This window comes from Marinobacter sp. LV10R510-11A, from assembly GCF_900215155.1.
In the GTDB taxonomy this organism is placed as follows: domain Bacteria; phylum Pseudomonadota; class Gammaproteobacteria; order Pseudomonadales; family Oleiphilaceae; genus Marinobacter.
Genome location: NZ_LT907980.1, coordinates 3,206,912 through 3,221,878, shown reverse-complemented (window position 1 = coordinate 3,221,878; position 14,967 = coordinate 3,206,912). Strand labels below are relative to the sequence as shown.

At 53.9% G+C, this 14,967-nt stretch carries 16 protein-coding genes and 1 pseudogene; 3 read left to right on the top strand and 14 right to left on the bottom strand.

Annotation, left to right across the window (positions count from 1 at the left end; translation table 11 throughout):
* The first annotated feature begins 36 nt into the window (after window positions 1–36).
* The 3 genes and pseudogenes from CPH80_RS15440 to CPH80_RS22035 all read left to right on the top strand — a co-directional run.
* Entirely contained in the window at window positions 37–1,020 is a 984-nt protein-coding gene (locus CPH80_RS15440) for an aldo/keto reductase (RefSeq protein WP_096279173.1), read from the top strand.
* Entirely contained in the window at window positions 1,017–1,397 is a 381-nt protein-coding gene (locus CPH80_RS15435; protein WP_096279171.1) for a carboxymuconolactone decarboxylase family protein, read from the top strand. Before CPH80_RS15440 ends, CPH80_RS15435 begins: the two co-directional genes overlap by 4 nt.
* 55 nt (window positions 1,398–1,452) lie before the next feature.
* Window positions 1,453–1,737: pseudogene (locus CPH80_RS22035) on the top strand (GFA family protein); the annotation flags it as partial.
* A gap of 103 nt (window positions 1,738–1,840) precedes the next feature.
* On the opposite strand, the gene glmS reads toward CPH80_RS22035, so the two are convergent.
* The 14 genes from glmS to rsmG all read right to left on the bottom strand — a co-directional run bounded on the left by glmS (window position 1,841) and on the right by rsmG (window position 14,959).
* Window positions 1,841–3,673, bottom strand: coding sequence for a glutamine--fructose-6-phosphate transaminase (isomerizing) (glmS, locus tag CPH80_RS15425; RefSeq protein WP_096279169.1), 1,833 nt, complete (start codon window positions 3,671–3,673; stop codon window positions 1,841–1,843).
* 57 nt (window positions 3,674–3,730) lie between these two features.
* Window positions 3,731–5,095, bottom strand: coding sequence for a bifunctional UDP-N-acetylglucosamine diphosphorylase/glucosamine-1-phosphate N-acetyltransferase GlmU (glmU, locus tag CPH80_RS15420; RefSeq protein WP_096279167.1), 1,365 nt, complete (start codon window positions 5,093–5,095; stop codon window positions 3,731–3,733).
* Between the two features lie 132 nt (window positions 5,096–5,227).
* Complete coding sequence (locus tag CPH80_RS15415; RefSeq protein WP_096279165.1) at window positions 5,228–5,650, bottom strand: F0F1 ATP synthase subunit epsilon; 423 nt, start codon at window positions 5,648–5,650, stop codon at window positions 5,228–5,230.
* 36 nt (window positions 5,651–5,686) lie between these two features.
* Entirely contained in the window at window positions 5,687–7,081 is a 1,395-nt protein-coding gene (atpD, locus tag CPH80_RS15410) for a F0F1 ATP synthase subunit beta (protein ID WP_096279163.1), read from the bottom strand.
* 53 nt (window positions 7,082–7,134) lie between these two features.
* On the bottom strand, window positions 7,135–7,995 hold the full coding sequence (gene atpG / locus CPH80_RS15405; RefSeq protein WP_096279161.1) for a F0F1 ATP synthase subunit gamma: 861 nt from the start codon (window positions 7,993–7,995) through the stop codon (window positions 7,135–7,137).
* A gap of 67 nt (window positions 7,996–8,062) precedes the next feature.
* Window positions 8,063–9,607 (bottom strand): F0F1 ATP synthase subunit alpha, encoded by a 1,545-nt coding sequence (gene atpA, locus CPH80_RS15400; protein ID WP_096279159.1) that lies wholly within the window; start codon window positions 9,605–9,607, stop codon window positions 8,063–8,065.
* A gap of 28 nt (window positions 9,608–9,635) precedes the next feature.
* Complete coding sequence (locus tag CPH80_RS15395; protein WP_096279157.1) at window positions 9,636–10,172, bottom strand: F0F1 ATP synthase subunit delta; 537 nt, start codon at window positions 10,170–10,172, stop codon at window positions 9,636–9,638.
* Between the two features lie 11 nt (window positions 10,173–10,183).
* On the bottom strand, window positions 10,184–10,654 hold the full coding sequence (locus CPH80_RS15390) for a F0F1 ATP synthase subunit B (RefSeq protein ID WP_096279155.1): 471 nt from the start codon (window positions 10,652–10,654) through the stop codon (window positions 10,184–10,186).
* A 96-nt stretch (window positions 10,655–10,750) separates the two neighbouring features.
* Entirely contained in the window at window positions 10,751–10,978 is a 228-nt protein-coding gene (gene atpE / locus CPH80_RS15385) for a F0F1 ATP synthase subunit C (RefSeq protein ID WP_096281674.1), read from the bottom strand.
* Between the two features lie 59 nt (window positions 10,979–11,037).
* Window positions 11,038–11,889, bottom strand: coding sequence for a F0F1 ATP synthase subunit A (gene atpB / locus CPH80_RS15380; RefSeq protein WP_096279153.1), 852 nt, complete (start codon window positions 11,887–11,889; stop codon window positions 11,038–11,040).
* A gap of 15 nt (window positions 11,890–11,904) precedes the next feature.
* A complete protein-coding gene (locus CPH80_RS15375; protein ID WP_096279151.1) occupies window positions 11,905–12,297 on the bottom strand; it encodes an ATP synthase subunit I in 393 nt (130 codons plus the stop codon).
* A 205-nt stretch (window positions 12,298–12,502) separates the two neighbouring features.
* Entirely contained in the window at window positions 12,503–13,378 is an 876-nt protein-coding gene (locus CPH80_RS15370; RefSeq protein ID WP_096281672.1) for a ParB/RepB/Spo0J family partition protein, read from the bottom strand.
* Between the two features lie 63 nt (window positions 13,379–13,441).
* Window positions 13,442–14,236, bottom strand: a complete 795-nt coding sequence (locus CPH80_RS15365) for a ParA family protein (protein ID WP_096279149.1) — start codon at window positions 14,234–14,236, stop codon at window positions 13,442–13,444.
* A 78-nt stretch (window positions 14,237–14,314) separates the two neighbouring features.
* On the bottom strand, window positions 14,315–14,959 hold the full coding sequence (gene rsmG / locus CPH80_RS15360) for a 16S rRNA (guanine(527)-N(7))-methyltransferase RsmG (protein ID WP_096279148.1): 645 nt from the start codon (window positions 14,957–14,959) through the stop codon (window positions 14,315–14,317).
* Between the last annotated feature and the right edge of the window lie 8 nt (window positions 14,960–14,967).

Below are 14,967 nucleotides of genomic sequence, written 5' to 3'. Positions count from 1 at the left end.
GCCACGATGCAATTCCGGTATTCAAGGAGACACATCATGAAAAAACGAACGCTTGGCACCAACCTATCTATATCTGCCATCGGATTGGGCTGCATGGGGATGAGCGAGTTCTACGGCCCCAGAGATGACAGCGAATCGCTGCGTGTGCTGGCGCGCGCCGTCGAACTTGGTGTCGACTTTTTCGATACGGCAGACATGTACGGGCCGCATCACAACGAAGAGCTGATTGGTCGTTTTCTGGCCCACAATAGGCAGCCGGTTCACATTGCGACAAAATTCGGTATTGTGCGCAATCCCGGTGAATACAGGCGCAGTCTGGAAAACAGTGCTGACTATGCGCGCAAAGCCTGCGAGGCTTCCCTGCGTCGTCTCGGAGTGGAACAAATTGACCTCTATTACGTCCATCGCATCAACCCCGAGCAGCCGATCGAAGAGACGATCGATGGGCTTGCGAGGTTGGTCAAGGCCGGTAAGATCGCACGCATCGGCCTATGCGAGGTCAGCGCTGAGACGCTGCGTCGAGCCCATGCGGTTCATCCGATCACTGCGGTGCAGACCGAGTACTCTCTCTGGACGCGCGACGTAGAGCAAGAAGTGCTGCCCACCTGTCGTGAGTTAGATATTGGCTTCGTGCCCTATTCGCCACTCGGCCGCGGGTTCCTGACTGGCCGGTTTCAGGATACAGCGGAGCTCGGCGATGGTGACTTCCGTACCAGCCTACCGCGTTTTGCCGAAGGAGCGATTGGCACTAACCGCCGGATCGCAGACGTGATCGCCGCAATGGCCACGCAGAAGGGCTGCAGCCCGGCGCAGCTCTCGCTTGCCTGGCTCTTGTCAAAAGGGCCCAACATCGTGCCGATCCCTGGCACAAAGCAACTGCGCTATCTCGAAGAGAATGCGGCTGCCGCGCAGATCACGCTGAGTGCGGAGGAGCAGCAGCAACTCGAAACGGCGACCGCACGCCTGCCGGTGATAGGTGAACGCTACGCCCCGGAAGGCATGAAGGGGGTAAACGCATGAGCGCCAGCCCCTCCGATCGCCGCACACGGGCATTGGCGTTGCTTGAACGCCTTGAGTCGGGAGCTCCTGAGCGCGTTGCGAAAAATCTCGATGATTTTCACTCTGAAGCAGCCGAGATACTGCTGGGTTTCGCTTTCACCGACGTGGTTGCACGCGAGGGGATTCCACTGAAGACCCGTGAGATGCTGACCGTCGCGATGCTTGCGGCGATGGGGACGGCACCTGGTCAGCTTGAGTTTCATATGCGCGCGGCTTTGAACACCGGCGCCTCCCATGATGAAATCGTTGAGATCGTCCTGCAAGTGGCAGTGTACGCCGGCATTCCCGCTGCAATGAATGCCATCACTACTGCGAAATCCGCCTTCACATCTCGCTGATCCGGCGATTAAATGCTTAAGTGTTAAATTTTAAAGAGGAGGTGCTCTCGTGGGGATGAAAGGCAGCTGTTTGTGTGGTGAGATACGCCGTTACGAATTAAGCGCGTTGGATATGCCTATAATTCACTGCCATTGTCAGACCTGCCGCAAGGCTCATGCGGCACCATTTGCCTCAACAGCTGGGGTGAAACGCGAGCACTTTCGCTGGCTATCCGGCGAAGATTTTCTGTCTACGTATGAGTCTTAGCCAGGAAAGCTCCGGCATTTCTGTAGGCAATGTGACTCTCACTTGGTAGCGGAAAGGCTATCTCAGCCACATGTGATTCTTCGAGTTGCAACAACGTTCAATGGTCACCAGCTTTATTACAAAGTTACCAACTATTTTATTAAGTTACCGACTTTATTATGATCCCACAATTTCCACCGATAATCCCTGTACTGATCTACTCAACCGTAACGCTTTTCGCCAAGTTTCTAGGCTGATCAACATCTGTGCCTTTAAGCACGGCAACATGGTAGGCCAGCATCTGTAATGGCACGGTATACACAATTGGAGCCGTGATTTCGTGCACTTCAGGAAGCTGCAGCACATGAATGCCCTCTTCCGGTTTAATATCCGCTGCGCGGTCCGCAAACACAAACAACTCGCCGCCCCTGGCACGGACTTCTTCCAGGTTCGATTTCAACTTCTCAGCCATGTTGTTATTTGGCGCAACCGTGATCACCGGCATTTCGCTGTCGACAAGCGCCAGCGGGCCGTGCTTGAGCTCACCCGCAGGATAGGCTTCTGCATGAATGTAGGAAATTTCTTTCAGCTTCAGGGCACCTTCCATAGCGACCGGGAACTGCGAGCCCCGGCCAAGGAACAGGGCATGGTTTTTATCCATGAACCGCTTAGACATCTCTGCGATCTCGCCGTCCAGTGCCAGCACATCGCTGACCTGGCCGGGCACCAAATGAAGCGCCTTAACAATTTCCGTTTCCCGCTCCTCGCTCAGGCCATTTTTTCGGGCCAATGCCAGAGTAAAAATAAGCAGTGCTGTGAGCTGGGTGGTGAATGCTTTAGTAGACGCAACGCCGATTTCCGGGCCGGCCTGGGTCATGATCACCAGGTCGGATTCCCGCACTAGCGAGCTACCCGGTACGTTGCAGACGGCCAGGGCCGCACGGAATCCGGCTTTTTTTGCTTGGCGAAGTGCAGCCAGAGTATCGGCGGTTTCACCAGACTGGGAAATGCACAGGAACAGGGTGTCGTTCTGGATTACGTGCTTGCGATAGCGGAACTCGGAGGCGACTTCCACGGAACAGGGTACGCCGGCCAGATCTTCGATCCAGTACCTGGCTACCATGCCAGCGTGGTAGCTGGTGCCACAGGCAATAATCTGTACACGGCGGACATCCTTCAAAAGATCGCCGGCTTCCGTACCAAGAGCTTGCTCCAGTACCCGTGTATCTGTCACACGGCCTTCCATGGTGGCCTTGATCACCTTTGGCTGCTCATGGATCTCTTTGAGCATGAAGTGCCGGTACTCACCTTTTTCAGCCGCGTCGGCGCTGTGCTCAAAACGGCTGGTAGTGCGTTCAACCCGCGTGCCCTCCCGGTCATGAATCTCAATGCTATCCCGGCGAATATCCGCAAGGTCGCCTTCTTCCAAAAACATAAAGCGGTCGGTCACAGGCAACAGAGCAAGCTGATCGGAGGCGATAAAGTTCTCACCTATGCCTACACCGATGACCAGCGGGCTGCCTTCGCGGCAAACGACCATGTGGTCCGGCTCATCCGCATGCACAACGGCAAGTGCGTAAGCACCGCGCAGGCGGGTAACGGAGGTCTTCACCGCATCGTAAAGCTTACCAAGCTCGCGGAAGTTCTTTTCAATCAGGTGTACAACAACTTCGGTGTCGGTCTGGGAGGTAAACTCAAAGCCGTCGGCTTTGAGTTCTTCGCGCAGTTCCTGATAGTTCTCGATAATACCGTTGTGCACGATCGCCAAGCGATCGCCAGACATGTGCGGGTGGGCGTTGAGTTGCGACGGCTCGCCGTGGGTGGCCCAGCGCGTGTGTGCAATACCCAAATGTCCGGAAGGCGGGCTGGCTTCTACGGCAGCGGCCAGCGCTGCTACTTTGCCCACTTCCCGCGCACGCTGAATGGCGCTTTTCCCATCCAACACTGCCATACCGGCAGAATCGTATCCGCGGTATTCCAAGCGGCGCAGGCCCTCAAGAAGAATGCCCTGGACGTCCCGTTCCGAAACTGCACCTACAATGCCACACATGCTACTTATCCTGTTCTTGATAAAAATCGTGGTGAAACTTGTGAGGAAAAATCGTGTTTAGTGTTTTTCTGGCTTTGGCCAACCAGCAACATTGCGCTGTCGGCCCCGGGCCACGGCCAGCTCATGCTCTGACACGTTCTTGGTGATGGTGGACCCGGCACCAATGGTAGCTCCTGCGGCAACTGTAATAGGCGCGACCAGAGAGCTGTTTGAGCCGACAAATACACCATCGCCCAACACGGTTTGGTATTTATTTACACCATCATAGTTGCAGGTAATGGTGCCCGCACCAATGTTTACATTGGCTCCCAGCGTAGCATCACCCACGTAGCTGAGGTGGTTAATTTTACTCCCCTCACCCACGATGGTTTTTTTGGTTTCAACAAAATTACCCACCTTGGTGTTGGCCGCCAGTTGCGTACCTGGGCGCAGGCGCGCAAAGGGCCCCACTTGGGCATTGGGGCCTACACTGGTTTGCTCGATTATGCTGTGCGCATGAATTTGGGCACCATCAGCAATACTGGCGTCGGTAATGACACAACCGGGGCCGATGGACACATGACTGCCCAACGTTACTTTGCCAATAAATACCACGTTCACATCAATCAACACATCGTTGCCGATGGTGAGTTCGCCGCGCACATCTATCCGTGCTGGATCGGCCAAAGTGGCGCCTTCCGTCATCAGGCGATCTGCTTCTCGGCTCTGGTACCAGCGCTCCAATTCAGCCAGCTGCAGGCGGTTGTTCACACCCTGCACTTCAAACGGGTTGCCCGGCTGAGCTACGTTTACGGCCATGCCTGCTTGCACTGCCATGGCGATGATATCGGTGAGGTAATACTCGCCTTGGGCGTTGCTGCTGGAGAGTTGGGGCAACCAAGTTTTTAGATGCCGCGCACTAACCGCGAGAATGCCCGTATTCACTTCTTTAATCGCCAACTGTTCAGCACTGGCGTCTTTCTGCTCAACGATGGCAGTAACCTGCCCGGCCGGGTTACGTAAAATACGGCCGTAGCCTTGGGGATTATCTAAAGTGACCGTTAGCAGACCTAGGGTTTTCTCGTCCAGATCCTCAACCAGCCCTTGAAGGGTGTGTGCGGTAGTCAAAGGTACATCGCCATACAGCACCAACACCCGGGCATCGTCTGGCAAATCCGCCAGTGTCTGAGCGACGGCATGACCGGTGCCTAGCTGTTGTTCCTGCATCACCCAGCTAACGCTATGGGCGGTGGTGGAAGCCTTTACCTGATCCGCACCATGGCCAATTACGCCATGAATCTTCTCGGCACCCAGGGTCTGAGCTGTATCGATCACGTGATGGAGCATAGGCCGCCCGGCCACTTTGTGCAGTACTTTCGGCAACGATGATTTCATCCTTGAGCCCTGGCCGGCAGCCAGAATAACAACGTGCAACGGTGACATGGGGCAACGACTCCCTTACGTGGTCGGGGTTGTATTGATAGTTATATCAATAAAGGCTAAATCAAAAAAAAACCGCACCTCGCATTGGGTAGCGGGATGCGGCTTTTTCAGGACAAGCTCTGGCAAACCGTTCTATCGAACGTTCTTGCGCAGCTTTTGTAACGTACGCAACTGAGCGGCCGCTTCGGCTAGCTCCGCAGCGGCACGATAATAGTCGAACTCGCCCCTTTTATTCGCCAGTGCTGCTTCAGCGTCTTTCTGAGCCTGCAACGCTGCAGCCTCATCAACGTCTTTGGCACGCACCGCCGTGTCGGCCATCAGAGTCACAAGATTCGGCTGTACCTCTAGGTATCCCCCAGAAACGTACAGGATTTCCTCTTCGCCACCCTGTTTGATGATCCGGACTGCCCCCGGCTTAAGCGCGGACAGCAACGGAGCATGGCCTAACTGAATGCCCAACTCACCCTCGGTGCCGGTAGCGATAAGCATCTCTACCAAACCTGAGTAAATTTTCTTTTCAGCACTTACGACGTCGCAATGTACAGTCATAGCCATATCTCTAAGCCTCTTAGGTCAGAAATTGAAAGAAGATTACTTACCTTCTTTCGCTTTCATGGCCTTCGCTTTCTCAACTGCTTCTTCAATGCCACCGACCATATAGAAGGCCTGCTCTGGCATATCGTCATATTCGCCGGCGAGGATGCCCTTGAAGCTACTGATGGTTTCCTTCAGAGAAACATACTTACCGGGCGAACCGGTGAATACTTCAGCAACGTGGAACGGCTGGGACAGAAAACGCTCGATCTTACGAGCACGGGATACGGCCAGCTTATCTTCTTCTGACAGTTCGTCCATGCCCAAGATGGCGATGATGTCCTTCAGTTCCTTGTAGCGCTGCAGGTTAGTCTGCACGCCACGAGCAACTTCGTAATGCTCATCGCCGATGACCAGAGGGTCCAGCTGACGCGAGGTAGAATCCAGTGGATCAATCGCCGGGTAGATACCCTTGGAAGCGATGTCACGGCTCAGTACCACGGTGGCGTCAAGGTGGGAGAAGGTGGTCGCGGGAGCCGGGTCAGTCAAGTCGTCCGCCGGTACGTAGACCGCCTGAACCGACGTGATCGAGCCGTCCTTGGTGGAGGTAATACGCTCCTGCAGCTCACCCATCTCTTGCGCCAGCGTCGGCTGATAACCTACCGCAGAAGGCATACGACCCAACAGTGCCGATACTTCGGTACCTGCGAGGGTGTAACGATAAATGTTGTCAATGAACAACAGTACGTCACGACCTTCGTCACGGAACTTCTCAGCAACGGTGAGGCCGGTCAGCGCTACGCGCAGACGGTTTCCGGGAGGCTCGTTCATCTGGCCATAGACCATGGCTACTTTATCAAGAACGTTAGAGTCCTTCATTTCGTAGTAGAAGTCGTTGCCTTCACGAGTCCGCTCACCAACACCGGCGAATACGGAGAGACCGGAGTGCTCCTTCGCGATGTTGTTGATCAGCTCCATCATGTTAACGGTTTTGCCTACGCCGGCACCGCCAAACAGACCAACTTTACCGCCTTTGGCAAACGGGCAAATCAGGTCGATAACCTTGATGCCGGTTTCCAGCAGGTCGGCAGAAGCTGCCTGATCTGCATAGCCAGGTGCTTTGCGGTGGATACCCCAGCGCTCTTCCTCACCGATCGGGCCTTCTTCGTCGATCGGGCGACCCAGAACGTCCATGATGCGGCCCAACGTCTTGGTGCCCACGGGTACGGAAATCGCCTTGTGTGTGTTTTCTGCCTTAAGGCCACGCTTGAGGCCTTCAGTGCTGCCCATCGCGATGGTACGAACAACGCCGTCACCCAGCTGTTGCTGGACTTCCAGGGTTGTCTCGCCACCTTCAAGAAGCAGTGCGTCGTATATGCTCGGCACGGCGTCACGTGGAAATTCCACGTCGATAACCGCGCCAATTATCTGAACGATGTATCCGCTACTCATGCTCGGTTCCTCGTTATCTTCATAGTCAATAAAACCAGTAGGATCGTGGCGGATCAGACCGATGCCGCGCCGCTCACAATTTCCGAAATCTCTTGCGTGATGGCTGCCTGACGAGCTTTGTTATAAACCAACTGCAGCTCGTCAATAATGTCACCGGCGTTATCGGTAGCACTCTTCATGGCAATCATCCGGGAAGCCTGTTCGCAGGCAAGATTCTCTACCACGCCCTGATACACTTGGGACTCAATAAAACGTGGCAGCAGCCCGTCCAAAATAGGGCGCGCATCCGGTTCATAGATATAATCCCACTGGCGACCAATATCTTCTTCCGTGCCTTCCGGCAGTGGCAGAAGCAGCTCAGCTTTCGGCGTTTGCGTCATGGTGTTCACAAACTCGTTGCTAACCAGGTACAAGCGATCTATCTTGCCGTCTCTGAACGCATCGAGCATTACCTTGACGTTGCCGATCAGCGTTTCAGCACTTGGGTTGTCGCCCAAGTGCGTCAGCGCAGCAATCACATTCCCGCCGTAGTTGCGGAAAAACGATGCCCCTTTCTGCCCGATTGCACAGATATCGGTCGAAACATCTTTGTTTTTCCAATCACGCATTTCGCGCACAAGCAGCTTGAACACGTTAGCGTTCAAACCACCGCACAGACCGCGATCAGAAGAGACAACGATGTAGCCGACACGTTTCACCTCACGCTCAACCATAAACGGATGACGGTAATCTTTGTTGGACTTGGCAATATGTCCGATTACCTGGCGCATCTTTTCTGCGTACGGGCGAGTCGCCTGCATACGCTCCTGAGCTTTACGCATCTTACTGGCCGCCACCATTTCCATGGCGCTGGTAATTTTCTGCGTGCTCTTGATGCTGCCGATCTGGTTACGTATTTCTTTTCCGATGGCCATATGTCACTGCCTTTTCAAGTTAGACACTCATTGGAGCCAACAGGCCCGCCGCAGCAGGCCGATGGGATTACCAGGTTTGAGTGGTCTTGAATTTTTCCAGCGCAGCTTTCAGGCCAGCAGCAACGTCGTCGTTGTAATTGCCTGCGGAACCGATCTTCTCAAGCAGTTCTTTTTGCTCTGCCCGCATCCAGTCCAACAACTGAGCTTCAAACTCAACCACCTTGGTAACGTCTACGTCATCAAGGAAGCCTTCGTTGGCGGCAAACAAAACGGTACCCATTTCAGGTACAGACATCGGGCTGTACTGGTTCTGCTTCATTAACTCGGTTACGCGCTGACCGTGCTCTAGCTGCTTACGAGTGGATTCGTCGAGATCCGAAGCAAACTGGGCAAACGCCGCCAGCTCACGGTACTGAGCCAGTGCCAGACGGATGTTACCGCCCAACTTCTTCATGATCTTGGTCTGGGCTGCACCACCTACCCGCGATACCGAAATACCGGCGTTCATCGCCGGACGGATACCGGAGTTGAACAGGTTGGTTTCGAGGAAGATCTGGCCGTCGGTAATGGAAATTACGTTGGTCGGTACGAATGCCGATACGTCACCAGCCTGGGTTTCAATGATTGGCAGTGCGGTCAGAGACCCGGTCTTGCCTTTCACTTCACCTTTGGTGAACTTTTCAACGTAATCCGCGTTTACACGGGAAGACCGTTCCAGTAGACGGGAGTGTAGATAAAATACGTCACCCGGATAGGCTTCACGGCCCGGTGGACGACGCAGCAATAGCGAAATCTGACGATAAGCAACGGCCTGTTTGGACAGGTCATCGTAAACAATCAGAGCGTCTTCGCCGCGGTCACGGAAGTATTCACCCATAGTGGTGCCGGAGTACGGCGCCAGAAACTGCATAGCGGCAGGATCTGCTGCACCAGCAGCTACTATTATGGTGTGTTCCATAGCTCCGTGCTCTTCCAGCTTGCGCACAACCGCAGCAATCGAAGACTGCTTCTGGCCGATGGCAACGTAGATACACTTAATGCCGGAGTCTTTCTGGTTGATGATCGCGTCGATAGCAACGGCTGTCTTACCGATCTGACGGTCACCAATGATCAGCTCACGCTGGCCACGGCCAACTGGAACCATGGTATCGATGGCTTTCATACCCGTCTGTACCGGCTCATCAACGGACTGACGCTCGATAACACCTGGGGCTATTTTTTCAACCGGGTCGGTCAGGGTGGTGCCCAGCTCGCCCTTGCCGTCGATCGGGTTGCCGAGGCCGTCAACTACACGGCCTAGCAGTTCCGGACCTACCGGTACTTCTAGAATACGGCCGGTGCAACGGACTTTTTGGCCTTCAGCCAGATCTTCGTAGTCACCTAGAACCACGGCGCCCACAGAGTCGCGCTCTAGGTTCAGCGCCATACCGAATGTGCCGTTGGCGAACTCAATCATTTCGCCAGACATAACATCGGCTAGGCCGTGAATCAGCACGATACCGTCTGCTACAGACAGGATAGTGCCTTCGTTTTTTGCTTCAGAAGAGATATCGAGTTTCTCGATTCTCTTCTTAATGATGTCACTGATCTCGGATGGATTCAGTTGCTGCATGCCTTTGTCCTCAAACCTTTTGCTGAAATCAGGAGCCCAGTGCTTTGGCCATTTTTGCCAGCTTGCCACGGACTGAAGCGTCAATAACCATATCGCCGGTATTTACCACCACGCCGCCAATCAGCGAGCGATCAACAGCGGTTTCCAGGGCGACTTTACGCTCCAGCTTCCTAGACAATACTTCTACCAGCTTTTGCTGCTCGTCGGCGGTCATTTCAAACGCCGTGCTGACCTTCATATTAACAGTGCGCTCAAGTTCTGCACGGTAGAAGGTGAACAGGGTTGAAATTTCCGGTAACAGCGCTAGGCGCTTGCTCTCAGCAAGAATCAACAGGAAGTTTCTGAGTGCTTCCGGCATCTGTTCTTCAGCGGTATCGAAAAACAGCTCTGCCTTGCGTTGCTCAGACAGGCCAGGATTGGCCAGAATGTTCTTCACAGCGTCGTCAGCCGCTAACAAACCAACAAAAGCAAGTGCCTGATCCCAAGAATCAACGGCGTCTCGCTCTTTAGCGGCATCAAAAACGGCTTTCGCATAGGGCCGGGCTAACGTAGTCAGTTCTGCCATGGGTCCCTCGCTTAGAGTTGTGCGGCCAGCTTGTCCAGCATCTCGCTGTGAGCTTTAGCATCGACAGTGGCTTCCAGAATCTTCTCGGCACCGGCAATGGCAAGTACTGCCACTTCTGTCCTAAGTGCGTCGCGAGCCTGAACACGCTCCTGTTGAATTTCCGCCCGGGCGTGCTCAATGAGCTTTTCACCTTCTTTGCGGGCATCGTCTTTGGATGCTTCCACAATCTGGGCGGCGCGCTTGTTGGCCTTATCAATAAGAACAGCAGCTTCTTCTTTGGCTTTCTGCATTTGTTGGGCGGCTTTTTCCTGAGCAAGCTCAAGATCCAGTGACGCCCGGTCAGCAGCAGAAAGACCATCAGCAATTTTCTTCTGGCGCGCTTCCATGGCAGCCGTAATTGGCGGCCACACATATTTCACGCAGAACCAGACGAAAATAGCGAAGGCAATCGCTTGCCCTATTAACGTAAGGTTTATATTCACGGCAATATACCTCTTGCTATTCGTTGCGTGCTGGAAACCAAAAAACCGGGCGCTCAGATGTGATAATCAGAACAGCGCCCGCATCTCTAGCCTGTGTTAGCCAGCAACAACGAAGATCAGGTACATCGAGAGACCAACACCGATCATTGGAACGGCGTCCAGCAGACCGGCCATGATGAAGGCCGTAACCTGCAGTTGGTTTGCCATTTCAGGCTGACGGGCAGTCGCTTCAAGCAGCTTGCCACCCAGAAGACCAAAGCCGATACCGGTAGCCAGAGCGCCGAACCCGAGAATGATCGCAGCCGCAATGTAAACCATTGAAATATCCATAAAAACTCCTCAGTTTTTTCATTTAGTTAAGGGTAAATCTTTTAAAACGTTAATCAGTGTTCTTCGTGCGCTTGTGCTAAATAAACGATTGTCAGCATGGTGAAAATAAAGGCCTGCAGCGGAATAATCAGAAGATGGAAAATAGCCCAGGGCACGCTTAATGACCATTGTGCCCAAAACGGCAGCAGTGCGATCAGGATAAACACAACTTCACTGGCGTATATGTTACCGAACAAACGTAACGCCAAGCTGAAAGGGCGCACAATCATCACTAGGATTTCCAGAACCAAGTTCACCGGAATCAGCGCCCAGTGATTAAATGGATTCATGCCCAGTTCCTTTGCAAAACCGGAAACACCCTTGACCTTAAAGCTATAGAAAATAGTCAGTATAAACACGCCAATGGAGATACCAAAGGTCGCGTTGGGATCAACGGTAGGGACAATTTTGAAGTATTCAAGCCCCATTGCCTGTGCAAGCACCGGAATGAAGTCAACCGGAACCAGGTCGAGCGCACTCATTAATAGAATCCATACAAAGATCGTCAACGCCAGCGGTGCGATTAGCGGGTTACGACCGTGAAAGCCATCACGCACCAGGCCGTCGATGAACTCAAATGAGATTTCCGCCAGGTTCTGCAAACCGCCCGGTACACCAGTGGTCACACGGGTGGCTACAAAACGAAACAGACCCAGAAACAACACACCCATGGCAATGGACCAGCCCAGCGTATCAACGTGAAACGCCATGAAGCCCATGTCGGACGCTTCCTGCGAGGTGCGCGCGAAGGTCCAGCCGGTTTCGCTTACGACACTGCCATCAAAGCGCTCGTAGCCCGCTTCGAGCTTGCCATAGGTCAGATTTTGAAGGTGGTGCTTTATATATTCTACTGGGGTACCAGCCATACCGCTCTCGTCCAGTCATCGCCGTGTTTGCGGTTGTATCAGCCAGCGCAGCGCGCCGCCTGTTACAACCATCACAGCAAAAGTGAATAACAGAGCCGGCACATGTACCGGCTCCATCAAAGTGAAAACTGCCGCAAAAAAGACTGCGGTCAGGGCGATTTTGGTGGATTCCGCCCGAAACAAATTCCCTACCATAAGGCGCATTTGATGGGCGCCTTCGTAACGATAAACCCTGTGCACGAACCAGGCATTTGGCACTATAAAAATAAGACCGCCGATGAATGCGGAATAACCGGCCAAAGGGCTGTGTAGCAACCACAACAGACTGAGAATAACCAAGCCTGTAAACTCAATGGTCAGCCAACGGGCCAAAGGAACGTGGGTGATTCGAGATTGCCGATATTTCATATCACTGCCATCATTCCAATCGCGCGAAATTATATGTTTTAAGCACTTGTTGTTCAACCAGACTCTGAACGAAAGCTGGCCAAAATTTCATCAGGATGGGATCGGAACCCGCCATTTATCACACAATTTGTGGCTAACGTCCGTTATGGTCACGACATCTGGTGTTTACTGGCCTTTCGGCCTAGGTGCCACTTTTATTTTCCAATTAACGGATATGGCCCAAAATTCCGTCCAACTCGTCCAGTGAGCTGTACTCAATCACCAGTTTGCCTTTGCCTCGCTGACCATGAGCAATCGACACTTTGGCCCCCAAACGCTCGGCAAGGTCATCTTGCAGGGCGCGGATATTAGGATCGATGGCGCCCGCTTTGGCCGGTTTCCCGTTTGCTGTCTCCTGCTGAACCCGACGTACAAGGGCCTCAGTTTGCCTTACCGACAACGACTTGGCGACAACCTGTTTCGCCACTTGCATCTGCTGTTCTGGTGAGAGTGTCAGCATGGCCCGGCCGTGGCCCATTTCCAAATCGCCGTGCTCAAGCATTAAGCGCACATCTTCGGTTAGGCCAATCAAACGTAAAAGGTTGGTTATGGTGGTGCGGGATTTACCCACAGCCTCAGCCACCTGCGCTTGAGTCAAACCAAATTCTTCTTGCAGGCGCTGAAGGGCGAAGGCTTCTTCAATAGGATTGAGGTTTTCACGCTGAATGTTCTCGATAAGCGCCATGGCGATGGCGGTTTCGTCGGGAACATCCCGGATAATGGCAGGTATGCTGTCTAGTTCTGCCATCTGGGTGGCGCGCCAGCGACGTTCGCCAGCAATCAGCTCATAGCGGCCTTCAGCAATGGGGCGTATAACAACCGGTTGCATGACGCCTTGCTGTCGAATGGAATCGGCCAGTTCCTGCAGTGCTGCGGGGTCCATGTCACGGCGTGGCTGAAAGCGGCCGCGCTGGATCAGATCGATGGGAACCTGTCGCAACTCACCGTCGTGGTTTTTCGGTTCCTGATCCAGGTTAACCCTGGAACCGGCCAGCAGGGCTCCCAGCCCACGCTCGCCCAATCCTCGTTTCTTCGCCGCCATGGTATCAGTCATTCTTCCCGTTAATAGTCGTTGTGCATTTGTAAAAAAAGAAGAGGTGGTATGTTACACCGCAACTTGAGCCGATGTCTTTTTTGCCCCATGACGACGCACCATTTCTCCGGCCAGCGCCAAGTACGCAATCGCGCCTTTGGATGTCTTGTCATATTGCAGAGCCGGCAGCCCATAACTAGGTGCTTCGGCCAAGCGTACGTTACGAGGAATAACCGCGCGATAGACTTTATCCCCAAAATACTCGTTAAGCTGACTAGACACATCCAGCGTGAGGCTGTTCCGAGGGTCGTACATGGTTCTGAGAATACCCTCCATTTCTAGGCTCGGATTAACCGTCTCTCGGATCTGCTCCACAGTATTCATCAGGGCCGCCAGGCCTTCCAGAGCATAGTACTCACACTGCATGGGGATAAGCACCGAGTCTGCCGCGGAGAGCGCATTCACCGTTAACAGGCTGAGTGACGGCGGGCAGTCGATCAAAATATAATCGTAGTTATCACGAACGCTATTGAGCGCGAGCCTTAGCCGGTGCTCCCGCCCAATTTCGTTCATCAGCGCCACTTCGGCTGCGGTCAGATCGCCGTTGGAAGGCATAATGTCGAAACCGGAAGCTTCCGCCGCGATGATCACCTCTGCGGCCGTGGCACGCTTGGTTAGCAGATCGTAGCCCGAGAGTTGCAGCCCGCTTTTATCCACACCACTGCCCATAGTGGCATTGCCCTGGGGGTCCATATCCACCAGCAGAACCCGGCGTTTGGTGGCGGCCAGTGAGGCGGCAAGATTGACGCAGGTGGTGGTTTTTCCCACACCGCCTTTTTGATTGGTTACTGCAATCACGCGCGCCATGTCTGTCGCCTCCTTGTTACTGAATACAGTTACTGAATACAGCTGCCGAATACAGTTGCGGGTTACTGAAGTTGCTCTCTACTGGGATTGCTCTGTCCGAGCCACAACTAGCAGGTGTCTTTCACCCCCGGCACCGGGAACGTTAAGGGAATGACTGGATGATACCTGCCAGCCAGCAGGAAGGGCAGCCACCTCATCATCCGGATACTGGCCTTTCATGGCAAGGAAGCTGCCTTTATTTGCCAACAGCGTGTCACACCAACTCACCATAGTATCCAGCGAGGAAAACGCCCGGCTGCTGATCTGGCTGAACGGTTGCTCGGGCTTGCAGTCTTCGGCACGGCCATGGATCACGTCCACGTTTTTTAGGCCAAGTTCCAGCACACACTGGTGCAGAAAACGGGTTTTCTTGCCGTTGCTGTCCAACAGCGTGAAGCGCTGTTCAGGCAGTACTATCGCCAAAGGAATACCCGGTAACCCGCCGCCTGCACCCACATCGAGCAGATGTTCCGTGGTTACCCAGGGCAAAATGCTGAGGCTATCGAGCAACTGCCGGGAGACCATTTCTCCCTCGTCGCGCACGGCCGTAAGGTTGTATGCCCGGTTCCACTTATTGAGCAGGGCCAGAAATGTCAGCAGCCGTTGTTGCTGACGTTCGCTGAGGGAAAGCTGCATCTCAGCCAGCCCTTCCCGGAGCTGGCGTGGCCAGAGTGTTTGGGTCATGGCAGTGT

Excerpts from the sequence above, each read along its gene's own strand:
- CPH80_RS15440 (WP_096279173.1), top strand. The coding sequence starts at position 37 with ATGAAAAAACGAACGCTTGGCACCAACCTATCTATATCTGCCATCGGA.
- CPH80_RS15435 (WP_096279171.1), top strand. The coding sequence starts at position 1,017 with ATGAGCGCCAGCCCCTCCGATCGCCGCACACGGGCATTGGCGTTGCTT.
- glmS (WP_096279169.1), bottom strand. The coding sequence starts at position 3,673 with ATGTGTGGCATTGTAGGTGCAGTTTCGGAACGGGACGTCCAGGGCATT.
- glmU (WP_096279167.1), bottom strand. The coding sequence starts at position 5,095 with ATGTCACCGTTGCACGTTGTTATTCTGGCTGCCGGCCAGGGCTCAAGG.
- CPH80_RS15415 (WP_096279165.1), bottom strand. The coding sequence starts at position 5,650 with ATGGCTATGACTGTACATTGCGACGTCGTAAGTGCTGAAAAGAAAATT.
- atpD (WP_096279163.1), bottom strand. The coding sequence starts at position 7,081 with ATGAGTAGCGGATACATCGTTCAGATAATTGGCGCGGTTATCGACGTG.
- atpG (WP_096279161.1), bottom strand. The coding sequence starts at position 7,995 with ATGGCCATCGGAAAAGAAATACGTAACCAGATCGGCAGCATCAAGAGC.
- atpA (WP_096279159.1), bottom strand. The coding sequence starts at position 9,607 with ATGCAGCAACTGAATCCATCCGAGATCAGTGACATCATTAAGAAGAGA.
- CPH80_RS15395 (WP_096279157.1), bottom strand. The coding sequence starts at position 10,172 with ATGGCAGAACTGACTACGTTAGCCCGGCCCTATGCGAAAGCCGTTTTT.
- atpB (WP_096279153.1), bottom strand. The coding sequence starts at position 11,889 with ATGGCTGGTACCCCAGTAGAATATATAAAGCACCACCTTCAAAATCTG.
- CPH80_RS15375 (WP_096279151.1), bottom strand. The coding sequence starts at position 12,297 with ATGAAATATCGGCAATCTCGAATCACCCACGTTCCTTTGGCCCGTTGG.
- CPH80_RS15370 (WP_096281672.1), bottom strand. The coding sequence starts at position 13,378 with ATGGCGGCGAAGAAACGAGGATTGGGCGAGCGTGGGCTGGGAGCCCTG.
- CPH80_RS15365 (WP_096279149.1), bottom strand. The coding sequence starts at position 14,236 with ATGGCGCGCGTGATTGCAGTAACCAATCAAAAAGGCGGTGTGGGAAAA.
- rsmG (WP_096279148.1), bottom strand. The coding sequence starts at position 14,959 with ATGACCCAAACACTCTGGCCACGCCAGCTCCGGGAAGGGCTGGCTGAG.